This is a genomic window from Archangium primigenium, assembly GCF_016904885.1.
GTDB lineage: Bacteria > Myxococcota > Myxococcia > Myxococcales > Myxococcaceae > Cystobacter > Cystobacter primigenius.
In genome coordinates, this window is the sequence record NZ_JADWYI010000001.1 from 2,443,446 (window position 1) to 2,463,221 (window position 19,776).

The window sequence follows — 19,776 nt, forward strand, 5'->3', positions numbered from 1 at the left end:
TCACCCCTGGGGCGAGGCGTCCGCCAGCCGGGCCGAGCCGTCGCGCCGCCGCTTGATGAACACCAGGGCGAGCGGCACGACGGTGAGCAGCACCTGCGGCACGAGCGACACCGCGTCCGGATAGACGCCCAGGAGGTCGATGGTGACGAAGGGGATGGGCTTGATGGGCAAGAGGGCCACCTCCTGGAGGGCATGCAGCGCCTTGCCCAGGAGCATGACGGCGGTGGCCACCAGCAGCACCGTGGACGCCTTGAAGAGCGTCTTCATGGGCAGCTTGTAGCCCACGCGGTTGACGAAGAAGACGAGCACGGCGATGGCCACCGTGCCCAGCGCGCAGCCCCACATCACGCCCGTGGCCGAGTCCAGCGCGAGCCCCTGCAGGAAGATGGCCGTCTCCACGCTCTCGCGCAGCGCGGACGTGAAGGCGATGGCGAACAGGCCCGCCATGCTGCCGCGGCCCAGCGCACCCTTCATCTTCTCGCGCAGCTCGCCCATGAACTTGCTCATGTTGGCGCGCGCGTTGAGCCACAGCGCCGCGTAGAGCAGCATGGCCACGGCGAACAGGCCCGCGAAGCCCTCGAGCAGCTCGCGGTTGGCGCCATTCATCAGGTGCCGGCCGAAGATGAAGGCCAGCGCCCCCACGACGAGCGCGGACACCCAGCCCAGGTGCACCACGCGCGCGTACTCGGGCGCCTGCATCTTGCGCAGCATGGCCAGCAGCGCGGCGATGATGATGCTCGCCTCGAAGCCCTCGCGCACGAGGATGAGCATGGTGAGCCAGATGACCGACAGGAAGCCCATGGTGTCGCCGCTGCCCCGGCGCGCCTGATCCAGGAGCGACAGGAGCACCCGGCCCTCGTCCTGGACGTGCGGGCTCTTGTTCTCCGCGGCCAGACGCGTGGCGAGGAAGGCCTTCTCCAACTGGAGCACCAGGTCCGGGTCGCGCGCCTGGAGCATGACCTCCACGGGCTCGAGCCCCTTGAGGTACGCATCCAGGAGGGCGTTGCGCGCGCCAAGCATGTCCCCGGCGTCCGCCAGCCGCAGCGCCTGCTCCACGTGCTCGCGCGTCACCACCAGGCTGCGCTCCGTGTCCACCTCGGGCATCTTCTGGCGCAGGCACGCCAGGTGCTGCTGGCCATAGTCCTTCTCGAGCTCGGTGTCCGTGGCGTTGGCCAGCTTCTCCATCGAGGCGCGGGGCGGGGTGCCCTCGCACGGGGGCTGGCGCAGCGTGAAGAGGTAGAAGGCGACGGACCAGCGCTCGTGCTCGCTCAGGGTGGGAAAGCCCGGCATGGGCGTGCCAGGCACGCCGAAGCCCGTGGTGTTGAAGGCCTTGTACGGGGTGATGCCGGACATGAGCTCCGCGTCCTGGAAGTTGGCGGGCGCGGGCTCCATCGTCTTGGCGATGGGCACGTCCGCCCGGCCGTCCGCGCCGTGACAGGCCGCGCAGCTCTCCTGGTACAACTGGGCGCCCAGCTTCAGGTCCGGCGTCAGGCGGGGACTGCGCGCCAGGCCTCCGGCCAGCACCAGCGACTCCACCAGCTCGCCGCACTCGCGGCTCACGCCCTCGGGATCCTCGCCCTGGTCCACGCGCTTCTGGATGGACTCCAGCTTCACGACGAACGTCTCGCCCCGGCGGCCCAGCTCGCTCGCGGCCTCGCGGGCCTCGGCGATGAAGCTGCGCTGCTCGGCCAGCTCGAACTCCGAGCGCGACTCCACCGCCGCCGGATAGTCCGCTTGGAGGTATTGGAGGATGCCCACCAGGCGGTGCCAGGTGCGCGTCTCCGATTCGCCCTCCTGGGCATGGGCCAGCGGGGCCAGGAGCAGGAGCGACAGCAGCAGTAGACCGGTGCGCATGACCGCCCCGGTCTACCAGTCCTCCCGGGGATTCTCAAAGTTGAGAACCAAACTCAAAATCGTCCGGGCTTATCGCTCGTAGGTGAGGAAGCGGAAGGGGGGCGTGGTGTCCGTGGCGGGGTGGGGCTCGTCGGCGACCAGGCGCCAGCCGGACAGGTCCACCTCGGGGAAGAAGGTGTCCCCCTCGTAGGGACGCTCGATGCGGGTGAGGTACAGCCGCCGCACCCGGTCCATCGCCTGGGCGTAGAGCTGCGCGCCCCCGGCGAGGAAGACCTCACCCGGGCCGGCCATGTCCAGGGCCTCGTCCAGGGCGTGCGCCACCCGCACTCCGGCAGGGGCCGCCCAGTCCGGCTGGCGTGTCACCACCACGGTGGTCCGGCCGGGCAGCGGCCGGCCGATGGAGTCGTACGTCTTGCGCCCCATGACGAGCGTGTGCCCCAGCGTGAGCCGCTTGAAGCGCTGGAGGTCCTCCGGCAGGCGCCAGGGCAGGGCGTTGTCCCGGCCAATGCAGCGGTTGGACGCCAGGGCCACGATGGCCGACAGCGTCATACCGCCACCGGCGCCTTGATGGCCGGGTGGGGCTCGTAGTCACGCAGGGTGAAGTCCTCGTACTTGAAGTCGAAGAGCGAGCGCACGTCGGGGTTGAGCACCATGCGCGGCGGGGCGCGGGGGGCGCGCTGGAGCTGCTCGCGCGCCTGCTCCAGGTGGTTGAGGTAGAGGTGCGCGTCGCCCGTGGTGTGGATGAACTCGTGCGCCTCAAGGCCCGTCACCTGCGCCACCATCATCGTGAGCAGCGCGTAGGAGGCGATGTTGAAGGGCAGCCCGAGGAAGATGTCCGCGCTGCGCTGGTAGAGCTGGCAGGAGAGCTTGCCGTCGGCCACGTAGAACTGGAACAGGATGTGACAGGGCGGCAGCTTCATGGCGGGCAGGTCCGCCACGTTCCACGCGCTCACCAGGTGGCGGCGCGAGTCCGGGTTCTTCTTGAGGCCTTCCACCAACTGGCTCATCTGATCGATGGTGCCGCCGTCGGGCGTGGACCAGGAGCGCCACTGGTGGCCGTAGATGGGGCCCAGCTCGCCCTCGGCGTTGGCCCACTCGTCCCAGATGGAGACGCCGTGGGCCTGCAGCCCGCGCACGTTGGTCTGGCCCGCGAGCATCCACAAAAGCTCGTGGATGATGGACTTGAGGTGCAGCTTCTTCGTCGTCACCAGGGGAAAGCCCCGGGTCAGGTCGAAGCGCATCTGATGGCCGAAGATGCTCAGCGTGCCGGTGCCGGTGCGATCGCTCTTCTTCGCTCCGTGATGAAGCACGTGCTCGAGCAGGGCGAGGTACTGTTGCATGGACTTCTCCTAGCCCACGCCCCCGGAGCGCGCGAATCTTCCGCTGCCCGGGCTGCTGACTGTCCGACGAAAGAGGAACGCGCCAGTGAAGATCTACACGAAGACCGGAGACGCGGGAGAAACAGGCCTGTTCGGCGGAGGCCGGGTGGGCAAGGACAGCCTCCGGGTGGAGGCCTACGGCGAGGTGGACGAGCTCAACGCCACGCTGGGCCTGGTGCGCGCGATGGCGCCCCCGAGCGACCTGGACGCGCTGCTGCAGCGGCTGCAGGACCAGCTCTTCACGGTGGGTGCGGTCCTGGCCACGCCCGCGGGCACCAAGGCCTCCAGCCACATCCCCCCGCTCAAGGCCGAGTGGGTGACGGACATGGAGCGGGCGATCGACACCTTCGAGACGGAGCTCGCGCCCATGACGCACTTCATCCTGCCCGGGGGCTCCCAGGCGGCCGCGGCGCTGCACCTGGGACGCACGGTGTGCCGGCGCGCCGAGCGGCGTGTGGTGGCCGCCCTGCACGCGGGCGAGGGCTCGGCCGAGGCGGTGACGTACCTCAACCGGCTCTCCGACCTGCTCTTCGTGCTCGCGCGGGTGGCCAACCACCGGGCGGGCATCGAGGACGTGAAGTGGATCGCCGAGAAGCCCTCGACCTGAGGCGGAGCGGGGGTATGTAAGGGGCGTGCCCCCGCTGCCCACCGCCTTCCTGCGCCCACTCGCCCACGAGGTGGGCTTCTCCCTCGTGGGCTTCGCGCGCGCCGAGCCCATTCCGCCCCGCTTCTTCCTGGAGTGGCTGGAGGCGGGGTGCTCGGCGGACATGGACTGGCTGGGCTCGCGCGCCGCCGAGCGGCTGGACGTGTCGCTGCTCTTGCCCGGGGCGCGCACCGTCATCGCCTTCGCGACCAACTACTACCGCGACGCCCCCGAGGCGGCCGACTCGCCCATCGCCCGCTACGCGCGGGGCCGCGACTACCACTCCACCTTGCGCGACAGCCTCAAGGCCTTCCGCAAGCGCCTGAAGCAGGCGTACCCCGAGGTGCGCGACTACGGCGGCGTGGACTCGGGGCCGCTCATGGAGAAGGTGTGGGCGGCGCGCGCGGGCCTGGGCTACGTGGGCAAGAACGGGTGCTTCATCACCGAGCCCTTCGGCTCCTGGGTGATGCTGGCGGCGCTCATCCTCGACACCGAGGTGGACGCCTACGCGGACGGCCCCGCGACGGACCGCTGCGGCAGTTGCCGCAAGTGCCTCATGTCCTGTCCCACCGGGGCGCTGTTGGGCGAGGGGCGGGTGGATGCGCGCGCCTGTCTGTCCTACCAGACGGTGGAGAACCGCGACCTGCAGGTGCCCGAGTCCTTCCGCATGGAGATGGACAACCTCGTCTTCGGCTGTGACATCTGCCAGGACGTGTGCCCCCTCAACCGCCGCCCGGTGCCCACGCCCAACGAGCGCTTCGTGCCCCGGGCCGTGGCGCAGCTCGGCGTGGTGGAGCTGGCGGCGCTCTCCCAGGAGGACTACGACCGGCTCGTGCCGGGCACGGCGCTGGCGCGGGCGAAGTACGATGGGCTGCGCCGCAACGCGGTGTACGCGCTCGGGGCGGCCAAGCAGCACGCCTCCCGGGCCCTGTTGGAGCGCCTGCGCGAGGACCCGAGCGAACAGGTCCGTCAGGCCGCGCTCTGGGCGCTGTTGCACCTGGACGCCTGAGGGTCTCCGCCCGGGTGTACGCTGGCGCGCGTCGTCCCCCTCGTCAGGAGTACTCCCTTGCTCAAGTCCCCTCGTGTGGTGCGCGCCGTGCTCGGCGCTCTCTCGGTCCTCGTGCTGTCGGCGTGTGGCGAGCCGACCGGCACCAGCTGCCCGCCGGACAGCACGCTCACCGCGGCCAACTTCGGCACCGACTTCATGACCCGCTACTGCAACCGCTGCCACGCCGCGTCCCTGTCGGGCTCCGCGCGGCAGGGCGCGCCCGCGGGCGTCAACTTCGACACCCTGGACGCCGTGCGCCGCCAGACCGAGGACATCGACCGGTGGTCGGGCGCGGGCCCCAACGGGGAGAACACCCAGATGCCCCCGAGCGGGCCCCTCCCCACGAGCGAGGAGCGCCGTCAGCTCAGCGAGTGGCTCGCGTGCGGCGCGCCGTGAGCTAGTCCTCGGCGTCCGGATCCCAGTCCGCGATGTCCCGCTTCTTGGGCTCGGGCGGCGGGGTGGGGCGCACGGGCTCCGTGGGCCGGGGCGGGGGCGCGTTCACCCGGGGCGGCGGAGGCGGCTCCTCGGCGCCCTCCTCGCTCGAGGCCTGGGCGGAGGCGGCCGGAGCGGGGGGCGGCGGCGGGGCCGCGGGCTTCATCACGGGCGCGGGCGGCTCGGGCGCCAGGGGGGCGGGGGCGGGCGGGGGCGCGGCGGGCGTGACCCGCTCCTCGGTGTCGTCGCGGAGATCATCGGAGGCGGCGGGGGCCGCGGGTGCGGCGGCCTCCGAGGCGCGGTAGACGCCACGGCGTCCGCTGTCCGGCGCGGTGGTGGAGTCCGGGACGGTGCGCCCGCCGCCGCTCGACTCGCGCTGCTCCCACTCGTCCAGGGGGGGCCGCGCGCTGGGGGTCGTGGGCAGGTCCCCGCCCGTGTCCCGGAGCGAGTAGTGCCGGGTGGTGCACGCGTCGCGCTCGCGGTTGCACGTGTCGACGCACTGGCCGAGCTGCTTGTACTTCGTCGTGACGCCGCCGTAGTCGATGGTGCAGTCCTCGCGGCAGGTGCCGTAGTCCTCGCGGCAGCCGGCGGGGATGGTCTGGTCGGATGCGCCAAGCGACAGGGCGAGGACGAGCGGAAGCAGGGCCATAAGTGGGGCGCGAGGCTAGCAGGCCCGGGGCCCGGGTGGCATGGGTCGGGTGGGGGGCTTGCTCGCGCCCCTGGTGGACGTCCTCCTCCGTGACTACCGTGTCAGCCCCTCCCCGGGCAGGCGGCAGGGGAGGCGACCAGGGGCACGATGCGATTGCGAGGGCTCAAGCACCTGACCTGGCGGGAGTTCTTCCGTCGGCTCTGGGTGGAAATCCAGGAGGACGAGGTCACCGGCTGCGCGGCGCAGCTGGCCTTCTATTTCCTCTTCGCCCTGTTTCCCTTCCTGTTCTTCCTCGTCACGCTCGCGGCGCACCTGCCGCTGGAGCCGGGGTCGGTGACGCTCATGGTGGAGCGGCTCGGGCCGCTCATGCCGGCCGATGCGCTGGGCCTGGTGCGCGAGCACCTGCGCACGGTGGCGGGGGACACCCAGCCGAGGCTCGTCACCCTGGGCTTCTTCGTGGCGCTCTGGTCCTCCTCGCGGGGCATGGACGCGTTTCGCCGCGCGCTCAACCTGGCCTACGACGTGCCCGAGTACCGGCCGCTGTGGCACACGCAGGCGCTCGCCGTCGTGATGACCGTGGCGGGCTCCTTGCTCATCCCCGTGGCCTTCGCGCTCTTCCTGCTCGGAGGCCGCGCGGGGGAGTGGGCCGCGCAGCACCTGCACGTGCTCCACGCCTACCACCTGATGTGGTCCTGGCTGCGCTGGCCCCTCACCGCGGCGCTGGTGATGCTGGTGCTGGCGCTGTGTTACTGGCGTCTGCCCGCGGTGCGGCACCGCTACGACTTCCTGTCCCCCGGGTCGCTGCTGGCCAGCGTGCTGTGGCTGCTCACCACGTGGGGCTTCACCTGGTACGTGGAGCACTTCGGCCGCTACAACATCACCTATGGCTCCATCGGCGGGGTCATCGTGCTGCTCCTGTGGCTCTACCTCACCGGGTTCATCTTCATCCTCGGGGGCGAGGTGAACGCCATCCTCGAGCAGGCCCAGGCGGAGGCGGCGCGGGCCGAGGGCCGCGAGCCGGAGATCCAGACGCCGCACCTGTCGACGGGGGCGGGGGACACGGACGGGCTGCGCCAGCGCCTGGGCTTCTGGCGGTGGCGTCGGCGCATGGCCGAGCGCGCCCCGCCGGGCGTCGAGCCTCCCGACGAGGTGCCCGACGACGCGGGGCGGGACTCCCGGACGCCGGAGGACTCCCCGGCGCCCTGAGGCCCCTCGCGGCTAGCGGCGGATCTTCTGCTTGATGGCGGCCAGGCGATCCGCGCCCAGCTCCGCGCCCGTCAACCGGTTCTGGGTGATGAACTGGTTGATGTGGGTGACGCGGTCGGCGCTCGCCGGGTGGGTGCTCATCCACTTGAAGACGGCGGGCGTCTTGCCCTCCTGGGCGGCCAGCTTCTGGAAGAACGAGGACAGGCCGTGCGGATCGTAGGCGACGGCGGAGATGTACTTGGCGCCCAGCTCGTCGGCCTCCGTCTCGTTGTCGCGGCTGAACTTGAGCGCGGCGCCGTTGCCCGCCAGGGCCGCGGCGATCTGCGACACCGTGCCCGCGTCCTTGCCGAGCGCCGCCTCGACCACGGCCTGCTGGCCGTACTGCAGCAGCATGGCCTGGGCGGAGTGGCGGCCCACCACATGGCCGGCCTCGTGGCCCATGACGCCCGCGAGCTCCGCCTCGTTCTCCGCCGCGAGCAGCAGGCCCGTGTACACGTACAGGTAGCCGCCCGGGGTGGCGAAGGCGTTGACCGTCTTGGGATCGTCGATGACGTTGACCGTCCACTTCACGCCCGGACGGTCCTTGTTGGCCTGCTGGAGGATGCGTCCGGACACCGTGCGCACGTACTCGACGATGGCGGGATCCTCGACGTACTTGATGTTCTCCTTGGTCTCCAGCTCCTGCTTCACCTGCAGGCCGAGCTTCGACTCCTGCTCGTCGGAGATGAAGATGGAGGCGGCGGTGCGGCCCACGTTCAACTTCTTGCCCGCGCAGGCGGGGAGCATGCCCAGACCCAGCGAGAGGGTGAGTGCCGCCGAGAGAATCCGCTTCATGCCGTGCCGTCCTTTGCGTTGGTGCTGCCGGAAAGCCCGCGTCGTATCCAGCGGGCTCCCACTCGGCAAGCGCTCCGTGGCGGCGGGCGCGCGCGGAGCGTCCGCTCCTCGCAAGCGCAAGCGTCCGGAACCGGAAAGACCGGTGTCTGCTTCAGAAGACATGCGGGCCGCCCGGGCGAGGTGTTATGCCGCGCACGTCATGCCCGAGCTACCCGAAGTGGAGATCGCCCGGCGCAACCTCGTGCGCTGGTTCAAGGGCCACCGGGTGCTCCGGGCCGAGGCGGATGACACCCGCGTCTTCCGGGGCGCGCGCTGGAAGGACTTCGCGGCGCTCCAGGGCCGCCTGGTGTCCCTGGAGCGGCGGGGCAAGTACCTGTTGTTCACTTTCGAGAAGGAGCGCGGGCTGCTCGCGCACCTGGGCATGACGGGGCGCTTCGTGCGCCGGGCCCCCGAGGACGTCGTGCCCTACAGCCGTGCCCGCTTCCATCTGGGGGGCGGCCAGGTGATTCACTTCGCCGACGCGCGGCTGCTCGGGCGGATGGAGCCGTGCCCCGCCGGGGCCCTGTGGGAGCTCGCGCCGGTGCGGGCCCTGGGGAGGGATCCGCTCGTCGAGGGCCTCACCCCCGGCGAGCTCCAGGAGGCCGTGGGGGACTCGCGGCAGGCGCTCAAGGTGGCCCTGATGGACCAGGGGCGGCTCGCGGGCCTGGGCAACATCCACGCCGCGGAGGCGCTCTACCGCGCGCGCGTGCACCCGGGGCGCGTCCCGGGCTCGCTCACCCCGGTCGAGTGGCGGCGCCTGGCCACGGGCATCCACGCCGCGCTCGCCTATGGCCTCGAGGAGCAGCGGGGGGACGAGCCGCGCTATCTGAAGGACGGGGCCCACAACGGCTTCCTGGTCTACGGACGCGCCGGCGAGGCCTGTGCCCGGTGTGGCACGACGGTGGAATCCCTGGCCCAGGGGGGGCGCACCACCCATTTCTGCCCCGGGTGCCAGCCCGCGCACCCGGAGGCGCCGGCGCGCTCCCGGGGCACGACACGGGCTGCTCGCCGTCGTTGACACCCCCCACGCACTCCGCTTGACTCGCCCGCCCTTTGCACCCGCCGCAATCGCGCGGCCCCGGAGAAGAATCCCCTATGTCGTCCAACGCCCTGCTGGCGGTGCTGCTCGTCGCCTCCGCCACGGCCACCGCGCAGACGCCGGAGCCGTCTTCCGGCTCGCCGACGCCCGCGCCCGCCTCGCCGACGCCCGCCGAGGGCTCCGATGCCCTCGAGGAGCGCATCCGCCAGGAGGTCGACAAGCGCGTGACGGCCGCCAAGCAGGAGATGCGCGAGGAGATCCGCGCCCAGACGGCCACCAACTCGGTCGGCGCGGAATGGCAGCAGGAGTGGGTCGCCGAGAAGCGCAAGCTGGAGCTCTTCCAGCTCGATGGCTTCTTCCGCCTGCGCCCCAACCTCTACTACCAGTTCGACCTGGGCAAGGCGCCCGACCGTCGGCTGTTCCCCTCGCCGCGCGGCAACGAGAAGACCCAGTCCGGCGCCGACATGCGCCTGCGCCTGGAGCCCACCTTCAATATCTCCGAGGAGGTGCGGATCAAGACGCAGTTCGACGTGCTGAGCAACGTGCTCCTGGGCTCCACGCCCTCCACGAGCTTCCCGAACGACGGCTACCGCCTGTTCGACGTCTTCAATGACGGGCAGTCGGCGCCCGCCTCGGCGCTCAACGCGCTGCAGGACTCCATCGCGGTGCGCGAGGTGTACGGCGAGGTGTCCACGCCGGTGGGCCTGTTGCGCTTTGGCCGCATGACGGCCAACTGGGGCCTGGGCGTGTTGCGCGCCGACGGCAACTGCATCGAGTGCGACTACGGCGACGTGGTGGACCGGGTCATGTTCGTCGCCGAGCCGCTCAAGGGCTTCTACGTGACGCCCATGTTCGAGTTCAACGGCGAGGGCCGCTACGCCTACCCGAACGGGACGCAGAGCCAGCCGGTGGACCTGTCCAACGCGGATGACAGCCACAGCTTCGTGCTGGCGGCGGCGCGGCGGGACACGCCCCAGGAGGTGAAGGCCAAGCTGGAGAACAACCAGGGCGTGCTCAACTACGGCGTGCACTTCAGCTGGCGCACCCAGCGCTACACCTCCGAGGGCCTGAGCTCGGGGCCCGCGGTGCTCAACCCGGACGGCTCGGTGGGCCCGCCGAGCACCTACATCCAGCGCGACGCCTCCATCTACATTCCGGACGTGTGGCTGCGCTACGAGGAGCGCAACTTCCGCGTGGAGTTCGAGGTGGCGGCGTACCTGGGCAAGATCGGCAGCCGCTACAACGCCCCCCAGGCGCCCAGCGCCGTGGACCTCACGCAGAACCAGTCGCTCACGGTGGCGCAGTTCGGCGGCGCGGCGGTGGGCGAGTACCGGGTGCTCAACGGCAAGCTCAACCTCCAGCTGGAGCTGGGCTTCGCCACGGGTGACCGGGCGCCGGGCTTCGGCGCCTACCCGGGCCGCCCCGGCTCCAAGGCGGGCGGCTTCACCCAGCCGGGTGACGTGGACGGCCCCCAGTTCAGCTGCGACAACGGCGGCTGCGCCGACAGCGCCATCCGCAACTTCCGCTTCAACCGCGCCTACCGCGTGGACAACATCCTCTGGCGCGAGCTGATCGGCACGCTCACGGACACCGTCTACGCCAAGCCCACGCTGCGCTACACGCTCACCCAGGGCCTGGACCTGTTCGGCAGCGCCATCTACTCGCAGGCCATCTACGCCGAGTCCACGCCGTCCTTCACCAACAAGCCCCTGGGCATCGAGACGAGCCTGGGCGCGAAGTACGAGACGGAGGATGGCTTCGTGGCCCGGGTGGACTGGTCCGTGCTCTTCCCGCTCAGCGGCCTGCAGGACTACAACACCGGCCTGCAGACCCAGACGCTGTCCACCGCCCACGCCGTGCGTGGCACGGTGGGCATCCGCTTCTAGGAGCCACGCGCCATGAACCGCTCGCTCGTCGGGGTGCTGGTGCTGGGCTGTGCGCTGGGGGGCTGTGGCATCAAGGCGCCGCCGCGCCCGCCCCTGCCGGCGCCCGCGCCCACCTCGGAGACGCCGTCCCCCGACGGGCAGCGCGGTCCGCTGCCCTCGTCGATTCCTCCGCCTGACGCCGGGGTGCCGTGAGTCCCTTCACCTACCGCAAGCGCGTCCTCCACGCGGAGGACGTGCCCCTGCCCGCCATCGCCGAGGCGGTGGGCACCCCCACCTACGTCTACTCCGCCACCGCCCTGCGCGAGCACTTCCAGGCGGTGTCCAGCGCCTTCGGCGAGCACCCGCACGTCGTCTGCTACGCGGTGAAGGCCAACTCCACGCTCGCGGTGCTGCGGCTGCTCGCGGAGCAGGGCAGTGGCTTCGACATCGTGTCGGGCGGCGAGCTGGCCCGGGTGAAGGCGGCCGGCGGCGCGCCGGGCAAGACGGTGTTCGCCGGCGTGGGCAAGACGCCCGAGGAGATGGCCCAGGCGCTCGCCGCCGGCATCCTCTTCTTCAACGTGGAGAGCCCCGAGGAATTGGAGCTGCTCGACGCGGTGGCCCGGGCCCAGGGCCGGCGCGCGCCCTTCGCCCTGCGCGTCAACCCCAACGTGGACGCGCGCACCCACCGCTACATCGCCACGGGCCTCAAGACGTCCAAGTTCGGCGTTCCCTTCGAGGAGGCCCACGCCCTCTACGCCCGCGCCAAGAAGATGAAGGGCCTGGAGGCGGTGGGGCTCGACTGCCACATCGGCTCGCAGATCACCCTCACCTCGCCCTTCAAGGCGGCGCTCGCCAAGGTGGGCACCCTCTACCGCGAGCTCCAGGCCCAGGGTCACCCCTTGCGCTACCTGGACGTGGGCGGTGGCCTGGGCATCACCTACACGGACGAGACCCCGCCCTCGGCCGAGGAGTACGCGCGCACCATCCTCGGCGCGGTGGGCAAGCTCGGCACCACGCTCGTGTTCGAGCCGGGCCGCTCCATCGTGGGCAACGCCGGCGTGCTGCTCACCCGGGTGCTCTTCCGCAAGACGACGCCCGCGCGCCAGTTCGTCGTGGTGGACGCCGGCATGAACGACCTGATGCGGCCCGCGCTCTACGAGGCGCACCACGGCCTGCAGCCGCTCATGCAGCGGCGGGGCAAGGCGGTGGAGGTGGACGTGGTGGGGCCGGTGTGCGAGTCCACCGACGTGCTGGCCCGGCAGCGCTCGCTCGTCCTGCCCCAACAAGGGGAACTGTACGCGTTCATGAGCGCGGGGGCGTACGGCATGAGCATGGCCTCCAACTACAACTCCCGGCCCCGGCCCGCCGAGGTGCTGGTGGACGGAGGCGCCTGGCGGGTGGTGCGCGAGCGCGAGCGCGTCGAGGACCTCTGGCGCGGTGAGCGTCCCTGACCGTATAAGCCGCCGTATGAGGACTTTCGAAGGGTCGATGACGGCGCTCGCCACCCCGTTTCGTGACGGGGCACTCGACGAGTCGGCCTACCGCGCGCTCATCCAGCAGCAGATCGCCGGGGGCACGAGCGTGCTCATCCCCATGGGCACCACGGGCGAGTCGGTGACGGTGTCCCCCGAGGAGCACCAGCGGGCCATCCGGGTGGCGGTGGAGGAGGCGGCGGGCCGGGTGCCGGTGGTGGCGGGCGCGGGCTCCAACAGCACCGCGGCGACGATCGAGGGCGTGCGGCGCGCGCGCGAGGCGGGCGCCGACGGCACGCTCCTGGTGACGCCCTACTACAACAAGCCCACCCAGGCGGGCCTCGTGGAGCACTACAAGGCCGTGGCGCGTGCCCACCCGGGCCTGCCCATCATCGTCTACAACGTGCCGGGCCGCACGGGCGTGGACCTGCTGCCCGAGACGATGCTGCGGCTGTGCGACCTGCCCGAGGTGGTGGCCGTCAAGGAGGCCACGGGCAGCCTGTCGCGCGCGGTGGACCTGGTGGAGGCGTGCGGCGAGCGGCTCACGCTCCTGTCCGGCGACGACTTCACCGTGCTGCCCTTCATCGCCTGCGGCGGCAAGGGCGTCATCTCCGTGTCCTCCAACGTGGCGCCCCGGATGATGGCGGACCTGGTGGCGGCGGCGCGCGCGGGCCGACTCGACGAGGCGCGCGCGCTCCAGGTGCGCATGAACGCGCTGCACCGGCTGCTCTTCGTGGAGCCCAACCCCATTCCGGTGAAGTGGGCGCTGCACGTCATGGGCCTGTTCGGCCCCGAATTGCGCCTGCCGCTCGTGCCTATGTCCGAGCCCAACGCGAGGAAGCTCGAGTCCGAGCTGCGCGAGCTGTCCCTGCTCAAGTGAGGGAGCCCCCCCGATGATCCGCACCGTTCTCACCGGCGTCACCGGACGCATGGGCGCCACCCTGCAGCGGCTCGTGGGCGACGCGCCGGACCTGGAGCTCGCGGGCACGAGCACGCGCGGGGACGACTTCGGCCGGGTGCTCGACACGGCGCGCGCCCAGGTGGTCATCGACTTCACCAGCGCCGAGGCGAGCGTGGCCCATGCGCGCGCGTGCGCCGCGCGGGGCGTGGGCCTGGTCGTCGGCTCCACGGGCTTCACCCCCGAGTCGCGCGCCGAGCTGGCCCGGAGCGCCGCGGCCATTCCCGTGGTGCTCGCGCCCAACACCTCCGTGGGCGTCAACGTCGTCATCCGCATGGCGGCCGAGCTGGCCCGGGTGCTGGGCGAGGGCTATGACGTGGAGGTGCTGGAGGCCCACCACCGGATGAAGAAGGACGCGCCCTCGGGCACGGCCCTCAAGCTGGCCGAGGTGCTCGCCGCCGCCCTGGGCCGGGGCGAGGAGGACCTGACGTTCGCCCGCCAGGGCCAGATTGGCGCCCGCCCCCCGAAGGAGATTGGCGTCCAGACGCTCCGGGGCGGGGATGTGGTTGGCGAACACACCGTGTTCTTCTATGGCGAGGGCGAGCGCATCGAGCTGACCCACCGGGCGACCAGCCGGGACCAGTTCGGCCTGGGGGCCCTCCGGGCCGCGCGCTGGGTGACGGGCCGGGCGCCGGGCCTGTACGACATGGCCGACGTGCTCGGCTTTCCGAGGGGCGCGTGAGGCTCCGGGGAATCCGGATGCCCGCCCCCCCTGTTGAGAGGGAGCCTTGAATTCCACTGTCTACGTCGGGTTGGGTTCCAACGAGGGTGACCGCGAGGCCCAGTTGGTGTCCGCCCTGGAAGCCTTGTCCCGCATCGACGCCGTGGCGGTGCTGCGCTGCTCCGCGCTGTTCGAGAGCGCCCCCGTGGGACCGCCCCAGCCGCGCTACCTCAACGCCGTGGTGGAGCTGGAGTGCTCCCTGCCCCCCCAGCGCCTGCTGTGCATCCTGCAGCAGATCGAGAAGGACCTGGGCCGCCTGCCCCGGGACGGGCGCTGGGGCCCCCGGCCCATCGACCTCGACATCCTCCTGTGGCCCGGAGAGCTCGTGGCCGACCCCCAGCTCCAGGTCCCCCACCTGGAACTGCACAAGCGCCGCTTCGCCCTGGAGCCCCTGGCCGAGCTGGCGCCCGACGAGGAGCACCCGGTGCTCGGGCTGTCCGTGACCCAGTTGCTCGCGCAGCTCGCCCCCCAGGACGTCCAGCGCCTGGAGGCCACCCAGTGGCCTGAAACCCCTTCCCCCGTGACCGAGTCATGACCCTCTCCCTGGCCCTGACGGCCACCGCCGCGCTGCTCGCCGCCGAGCCCTCCTCCCTGCCCGCTGGCCACCCCCCTCTCGGGACGGAGGCCCCCGCCGCGGCGCCGGGCGCCATGCCCCCGGGCCACCCGACCTTCGGCGCGGGCGCGCCTTCCAGCACCGGGGCGCTGCCCCAGGGCCACCCGCCCATGACGGGCCGGGCGCCCCCCAACGCCGAGGAGCTGCTCCAGCAGCTCGAGGGCATGCAGGGCCTGCGCGAGCGCGACAAGACGTTCGAGATCGCCTCGTCGCTCGGCAAGCTCTACTACGCCAATGGCCGCCCGGCCGACGCGCTCGCCTACCTGGTGCAGGCCGGGGACAAGGCCAAGGGCGTGCGCGAGCTGTACACCGTGCAGAAGAAGAAGCTGGGCGCGGGCGCGGTGAAGAGCGCGGCCGAGGCGGGCTGTGGCTTCTCCGCGCAGACGCCGGTGGAGGAGATGCAGAAGGTGGCCGCCGAGCGCGCGAAGAAGGGCGACACGGCGGGCGCCGTGGCGTGCGCGCGCGCGGCGCTCGAGCCGGTGCTGGACGTGGAGGTCATGCACGCCAACAGCCTGTTGCTCACCCATGACACGCGGGGCGCGCTCGCGGTGTACGAGCGGGTGCTGGAGGTGGCGCCGTCCAACGCGGACGCGCTCTTCGGCCGCTCGGCGCTGCTCTACGAGACGCGGGGCGAGGACGTGAAGGCGCTGCGCTCGGCGCGCGAGGGCTTCGAGGCCTTCTCCGCGGCGCACGCGGACGCCCCGCGCGCCCCGCTGGCCCAGAAGCTGGCGCGCATGGCGGGCGAGGCGGAGCGGGCCGGCGGCATGACGAAGTGGAAGGCCACGCGCGCGGAGGATCGCCGCATTCGCGCCACCAAGCTGGACCTGCAGCACCAGTCGCCCCTCATGGCGCGCGGTCCCATGCAGGGCGGGGCCGCGGCGGCTCCGCCCCCGGGCATGGCCCCGGGTGGGGGAGGGGACGCCACGTCGGCGCCCACGCTCTCGCCCGAGACGATGCAGGCCATGCAGAACGTGGAGCGTACGCCGGAGCTCGAGGCCCAGCTCACCGAGACGGTGGACCGGGGCGAGGCGCTGCTCGCGAGCGGTCGCTACGACGAGGCGCTGGCCGCCTACCGCCAGGTGATGCCGCTGCGTCCGGATGGCCGGGTGAAGGCGGGCCTCGCGTGGACGCTCGTGGGCCTGGGCAAGCCCACGGCGGACCGGGTGTGGGGCGTGGCCGTCAGCTCGGACCCGGCGGCGGTGGATCAGCTCGGCGAGACGCTCAAGGCCAAGGGGGATGCGCGCGGCGCCCGAGCGCTGTGGGCGAAGCTGGCGGCCTCCGCGCCGGACTACGCGGCCCGCGCGTCGCTCCAGGCCAAGCTGGAGCCGTAGCGTCCGGGTCTCCGCCCGGGCGTCTTTGTGGCAGGCTGCTGCGTCCGGGCGGTCGTCATCCCCGGAAGGATCGAACGCATGTCACGCATTCTCCGCGCCACGTCCCTCGTGGCGCTGTCGTTGCTCTTCACGGCGTGTGCGCACGCCGACCGTGCCCAGGACGAGCTGTCCATCCGCCAGATGGTGGCGGCGCAGACCGAGGCCTGGAACCGCCAGGACGCGGCGGCGTGGACCGCCGACTTCGTGGCCGACGCGGACTTCGTCAACATCGTGGGCACGCCCTTCGCCGGTCGACAGCAGATCGAGGAGCGCCACGCGGCCATCTTCAACTCCCTCTTCAAGGGCAGCCACGCCGAGGTGACGGTGCGTCGGCTCGTGTTCCTGGGCGAGGACGCGGCCGTGGTGGACACCACCCACAACGTGACGCAGTACCAGGGCCTGCCCCCGGGCGTGCAGGCCACGGAGCCCGGCCTGCTGCGCACGCAGATGAAGTACGTGTTGCAGCGCATCGACGGCACCTGGCGCATCGTGGCCGGGCAGAACACCGACGAGAAGCCCCGGCCGCAGCCCCAGCCCTGAACCACCCGTGCTAGCGTGGACGGTCGTATGGCCGTCTCCAAACTGGTCGCCGCCGCCGTGCGGCTCATGAAGCAGGGTCGTCTCAAGGAAGCCGCGCGCGAGTTCGAGAAGGTGCTCGCGCAGGAGCCCCAGAACTCCCAGGCCCTGCTGGGGCTGGCCCGGGTGCGGCTCGCCCAGTACGACGACAAGGCGGCCCGGACGGTCCTGGGCCGGTTCATGGCGCTCAACCCCACCCACCCCGAGGGGCTCAGCCACCTGGCGCGCCTGGAGGCGGAGGAGGGCAACGCGTCCGCGCTGGAGTTGCTGGGCACGCTCGCCTCCCAGCCCAACGCGGGCTTCTTCGAGTGGCTCAACCACGGCCGGGCCCTGCTGTCCGCGGGCCGGCACGCGGAGGCGACGCGGGAGCTGGAGCGGGCCGCGCGCTCCCAGCCCACCACCCAGGTCCTCACCTACCTGGGCATGGCGCTGCAGGGCCAGCAGCGCCTGGACGAGGCGCTCCAGCGCTACCAGGCGGCCGCCGCGGCGTCCCACACCGAGCACCTGCCGTTGCTGTTGGCCTCGCGCGTCCAGACGCAAACAGGGCGGGTGGGCGCGGCGATGGAGTCCCTGCGCCAGGCCATCCTCCGGGCGCCTCGGGAGCCGGGCCTGTTCCGGGAGTTCGCCACGCTGTGCCTCATGTCGGGCGCCACGGACGAGGCCCAGCGCGCCGCGGTGGAGCTGCGCATGCTCTTGCCCGCGAGCGTGGATGCCATCTACCTGCACGGCCTGGCGCTGCTCCTGGGCGACAAGGCCGGCGAGGCCGAGCCCGTGCTGCGCGAGGCGCTGAGCAAGGCCCCGGACTCCCCGGACGTGCGCCAGGCGCTGGCCAAGACGCGGCGCAAGCAGGGCGATGACGCCGAGGCCCTGCGCCTGCTGGAGGAGGCCGTGCGGCTGGCGCCCACCGCGCTCGGGCCCGCCAACGATCTGGCGGTGCTGCACCTGTCGCGCCCGGGCGGCGCGGACGCGGCCCGGGTGGTGATGGAGCGCGTGCTGGAGGCCCACCCGGAGGATCCGGGCGCCCACCTCAACCTGGCGCTCGCGCTCGTGGACAGCGACGCGGGCCGCGCGCTCACCCACGCGCGGCGCGCCCAGACGAGCCCCGAGCCCCATGTCCGCGCCCAGGCGGAGCGGCTCGTGGCCCGGCTCGGCGGGCAGGGCGGGTCGGCCTAGGGCTCCTGGAGGGCGCCTAGAAAGACCGGGCGGCCAGCAGGTCCTGCACGTCGAGCAGGCCCACCGCCTTGCCCTCGGCGTCCACCACGGGCAACTGGTCCACGCGGGCCTCGCGCATCATCCGCGTGGCCTCGAGCACCAGCACCTCGGGGCCCACGCACCGGGGCCGCTTGCCCATCACCTCGCGCAAGGGCCGCTGGAAGTCCGTGTGGCCCTGCTCGACGAGCCGGCGCAAGTCCCCATCCGTGAAGATGCCCACGAGCCGTCCGTGACGGTCCACCACGTTGGTGGCGCCGGGGCGGCCCGGCGTGTTGGTCATCACCACCACGGCCTCGGACAGCTTCGCGCTGTCGCGCACGAGCGGGTTGGCGGGGCCCGCGCGCATCAACTCGGACACGCGCATGACGGCGCGGCCAATCTTGCCCGCCGGATGGAGCAGGGCGTACTCGGCCGAGCTGAAGGAGCGGGCGCGCAGCACGGCCAGGGTGAGCGCATCCCCCAGGGCGTGCAGGGCGGCGGTGGACGCCGTGGGGACGAGGCCCATGGGGCACGCCTCCTCGATGCGACCGATGTCCAGCACCACGTCCGCGCCGCGCGCCAGCGGACTGTCCGCGTCGCCGGTGAGCGCGATGACGGGCGCGCCCAGGCGCTTGAAGGAGGGCAAGAGCCGCACCAGCTCCTCGGTGGTGCCGCTGTTGGACAGCGCGAGGATGACGTCGCCCCGGCTCACCCGGCCCAGGTCCCCGTGCGCCGCCTCGGTGGGGTGCAGGAAGATCGAGCGCACGCCGGTGGAGGCGAGCGTGGCCGACAACTTCTGGCCGATGAGCCCCGCCTTGCCGATGCCCGTCACCACCGTCTGGCCCGCGCAGTCGCGCACCAGCTCCAGCGCGCGCAGGAAGGGAGCGTCCAGCCGCCCCATCAGTCCGAGGATGGCCTGGGCCTCGGCCTCCAACACGCTGCGCGCGTAGGCGAGCGTGGCCTCACGCTCGGCGGACGCCTGCGCATCGGCGGGCGCGGGCACACCTTGAGGGGGAAGGGCACGCAGGCGGGGTTTCCGGGCGGTGCTGCGAGAGACTCGGGCCATGTCGGGAGGGTTTGTACCTCTGGACAGAGCGGGCCTGCCAGCTTGACGCACTGGGGGGCATGGACTACGGGCTTCCTCGTCCGGCGGGCAGACGGGAGTGCTGCACCTGGCCACCGTGCGACGACTCGAACCTGGAGAGGCGACGACATGAAGTTCTTCATCGATACCGCTGACATCAAGGAAATCCGCACCGCCTACGACATGGGCTGCGTGGACGGCGTCACCACCAACCCCTCGCTGCTGGCCAAGACGGGCCGCGGCCTCGAGGAGACCATCCGGGAGATCTGCTCCGTGGTGGATGGTCCGGTGAGCGCCGAGTGCGTCTCCGAGAAGGCCGACGAGCTGGTCAAGGAAGGCGAGGGCCTGGCGAAGATCCACAAGAACGTGGTGGTGAAGATCCCCATGGGCGTGGAGGGCATGAAGGCCGTCAAGACGCTCACCGAGCGGGGCATCAAGACCAACGTCACCCTGTGCTTCTCCGCCAACCAGGCGCTCCTGGCGGCCAAGGCGGGCGCCACGTACATCTCGCCCTTCGTGGGCCGCCTGGACGACATCTCGCAGGATGGCATGGAGCTCATCGCCCACATCCTCGAGATCTACCAGAACTACGACTTCCAGACGCAGGTGCTGGTGGCCAGCGTGCGCAACCCCGTGCACGTGCTGCAGTCCGCGCGCATGGGCGCCCACGTGGCGACCCTGCCCTTCAGCGTCATCAAGCAGCTCGCCCAGCACCCGCTCACCGACGCGGGCATCGCCAAGTTCCTGGCCGACTGGGAGAAGGTCCCCAAGGCCGCCAAGCCGTAGTGCTCCTGACGGCGCGT

Annotated in this window: 21 protein-coding genes; 15 read left to right on the forward strand and 6 right to left on the reverse strand. The window is 71.9% G+C overall.

Features of this window, described 5'->3' with window-relative positions; translation table 11 throughout:
- The 3 genes from I3V78_RS10415 to I3V78_RS10425 all read right to left on the reverse strand — a co-directional run bounded on the left by I3V78_RS10415 (position 1) and on the right by I3V78_RS10425 (position 3,194).
- Positions 1-1,854 (reverse strand): cytochrome c/FTR1 family iron permease, encoded by a 1,854-nt coding sequence (locus tag I3V78_RS10415; protein ID WP_204486637.1) that lies wholly within the window; start codon positions 1,852-1,854, stop codon positions 1-3.
- Between the two features lie 69 nt (positions 1,855-1,923).
- Complete coding sequence (locus I3V78_RS10420; protein ID WP_204486639.1) at positions 1,924-2,403, reverse strand: dihydrofolate reductase; 480 nt, start codon at positions 2,401-2,403, stop codon at positions 1,924-1,926.
- The gene (locus tag I3V78_RS10425) at positions 2,400-3,194 is read right to left on the reverse strand and encodes a thymidylate synthase (RefSeq protein WP_204486641.1); all 795 of its coding nucleotides are present in this window, start codon (positions 3,192-3,194) and stop codon (positions 2,400-2,402) included. Before I3V78_RS10425 ends, I3V78_RS10420 begins: the two co-directional genes overlap by 4 nt.
- An 85-nt stretch (positions 3,195-3,279) precedes the next feature.
- Between I3V78_RS10425 and I3V78_RS10430 the strand changes: the two genes are divergently transcribed.
- From I3V78_RS10430 to I3V78_RS10440, 3 genes are read left to right on the forward strand one after another with little or no spacing between them, the layout of a single operon-like run.
- Positions 3,280-3,840, forward strand: a complete 561-nt coding sequence (locus I3V78_RS10430; protein WP_204486644.1) for a cob(I)yrinic acid a,c-diamide adenosyltransferase — start codon at positions 3,280-3,282, stop codon at positions 3,838-3,840.
- Between the two features lie 25 nt (positions 3,841-3,865).
- Positions 3,866-4,885, forward strand: coding sequence for a tRNA epoxyqueuosine(34) reductase QueG (gene queG, locus I3V78_RS10435; protein WP_204486645.1), 1,020 nt, complete (start codon positions 3,866-3,868; stop codon positions 4,883-4,885).
- Positions 4,886-4,942: 57 nt separating this feature from the next.
- On the forward strand, positions 4,943-5,320 hold the full coding sequence (locus tag I3V78_RS10440) for a hypothetical protein (RefSeq protein ID WP_204486647.1): 378 nt from the start codon (positions 4,943-4,945) through the stop codon (positions 5,318-5,320).
- A 1-nt stretch (position 5,321) separates the two neighbouring features.
- Here the strand turns inward: I3V78_RS10440 and I3V78_RS10445 are convergent, their stop codons facing one another.
- Positions 5,322-6,005 (reverse strand): hypothetical protein, encoded by a 684-nt coding sequence (locus tag I3V78_RS10445; protein ID WP_204486650.1) that lies wholly within the window; start codon positions 6,003-6,005, stop codon positions 5,322-5,324.
- Positions 6,006-6,152: 147 nt separating this feature from the next.
- Here I3V78_RS10445 and I3V78_RS10450 point away from each other — a divergent pair, with 147 nt between their 5' ends.
- Positions 6,153-7,211 (forward strand): YihY/virulence factor BrkB family protein, encoded by a 1,059-nt coding sequence (locus tag I3V78_RS10450; RefSeq protein WP_204486652.1) that lies wholly within the window; start codon positions 6,153-6,155, stop codon positions 7,209-7,211.
- A gap of 12 nt (positions 7,212-7,223) precedes the next feature.
- Here I3V78_RS10450 and I3V78_RS10455 read toward each other — a convergent pair whose 3' ends face one another.
- The gene (locus I3V78_RS10455; protein WP_204486654.1) at positions 7,224-8,045 is read right to left on the reverse strand and encodes a M48 family metallopeptidase; all 822 of its coding nucleotides are present in this window, start codon (positions 8,043-8,045) and stop codon (positions 7,224-7,226) included.
- A gap of 199 nt (positions 8,046-8,244) precedes the next feature.
- Between I3V78_RS10455 and I3V78_RS10460 the strand changes: the two genes are divergently transcribed.
- The 10 genes from I3V78_RS10460 to I3V78_RS10505 all read left to right on the forward strand — a co-directional run bounded on the left by I3V78_RS10460 (position 8,245) and on the right by I3V78_RS10505 (position 17,871).
- Positions 8,245-9,102 (forward strand): Fpg/Nei family DNA glycosylase, encoded by an 858-nt coding sequence (locus tag I3V78_RS10460; RefSeq protein WP_204486656.1) that lies wholly within the window; start codon positions 8,245-8,247, stop codon positions 9,100-9,102.
- 77 nt (positions 9,103-9,179) lie between these two features.
- Positions 9,180-11,009, forward strand: coding sequence for a TIGR04551 family protein (locus tag I3V78_RS10465; RefSeq protein WP_204486658.1), 1,830 nt, complete (start codon positions 9,180-9,182; stop codon positions 11,007-11,009).
- 12 nt (positions 11,010-11,021) lie between these two features.
- Complete coding sequence (locus tag I3V78_RS10470) at positions 11,022-11,201, forward strand: hypothetical protein (protein WP_204486661.1); 180 nt, start codon at positions 11,022-11,024, stop codon at positions 11,199-11,201.
- Positions 11,198-12,439: a diaminopimelate decarboxylase gene (gene lysA / locus I3V78_RS10475; protein WP_204486663.1), complete on the forward strand. Its 1,242-nt coding sequence runs from the start codon at positions 11,198-11,200 to the stop codon at positions 12,437-12,439. Before I3V78_RS10470 ends, lysA begins: the two co-directional genes overlap by 4 nt.
- A gap of 16 nt (positions 12,440-12,455) precedes the next feature.
- Positions 12,456-13,340: a 4-hydroxy-tetrahydrodipicolinate synthase gene (gene dapA / locus I3V78_RS10480; protein WP_204486665.1), complete on the forward strand. Its 885-nt coding sequence runs from the start codon at positions 12,456-12,458 to the stop codon at positions 13,338-13,340.
- 13 nt (positions 13,341-13,353) lie between these two features.
- Positions 13,354-14,100, forward strand: coding sequence for a 4-hydroxy-tetrahydrodipicolinate reductase (dapB, locus tag I3V78_RS10485; protein WP_204486667.1), 747 nt, complete (start codon positions 13,354-13,356; stop codon positions 14,098-14,100).
- Positions 14,101-14,146: 46 nt separating this feature from the next.
- The gene (gene folK, locus I3V78_RS10490) at positions 14,147-14,674 is read left to right on the forward strand and encodes a 2-amino-4-hydroxy-6-hydroxymethyldihydropteridine diphosphokinase (protein WP_204486669.1); all 528 of its coding nucleotides are present in this window, start codon (positions 14,147-14,149) and stop codon (positions 14,672-14,674) included.
- The gene (locus tag I3V78_RS10495; RefSeq protein ID WP_204486671.1) at positions 14,671-16,083 is read left to right on the forward strand and encodes a tetratricopeptide repeat protein; all 1,413 of its coding nucleotides are present in this window, start codon (positions 14,671-14,673) and stop codon (positions 16,081-16,083) included. The genes folK and I3V78_RS10495 overlap by 4 nt, the downstream gene beginning before the upstream one ends.
- 78 nt (positions 16,084-16,161) lie before the next feature.
- On the forward strand, positions 16,162-16,662 hold the full coding sequence (locus I3V78_RS10500) for an SgcJ/EcaC family oxidoreductase (protein WP_204486680.1): 501 nt from the start codon (positions 16,162-16,164) through the stop codon (positions 16,660-16,662).
- Positions 16,663-16,689: 27 nt separating this feature from the next.
- On the forward strand, positions 16,690-17,871 hold the full coding sequence (locus I3V78_RS10505) for a tetratricopeptide repeat protein (RefSeq protein WP_204486683.1): 1,182 nt from the start codon (positions 16,690-16,692) through the stop codon (positions 17,869-17,871).
- A gap of 16 nt (positions 17,872-17,887) precedes the next feature.
- Here the strand turns inward: I3V78_RS10505 and I3V78_RS10510 are convergent, their stop codons facing one another.
- Positions 17,888-18,955: a KpsF/GutQ family sugar-phosphate isomerase gene (locus I3V78_RS10510; protein WP_204486685.1), complete on the reverse strand. Its 1,068-nt coding sequence runs from the start codon at positions 18,953-18,955 to the stop codon at positions 17,888-17,890.
- 147 nt (positions 18,956-19,102) lie between these two features.
- Here I3V78_RS10510 and fsa point away from each other — a divergent pair, with 147 nt between their 5' ends.
- Positions 19,103-19,759, forward strand: a complete 657-nt coding sequence (gene fsa / locus I3V78_RS10515) for a fructose-6-phosphate aldolase (protein WP_204486687.1) — start codon at positions 19,103-19,105, stop codon at positions 19,757-19,759.
- Positions 19,760-19,776: the final 17 nt, after the last annotated feature.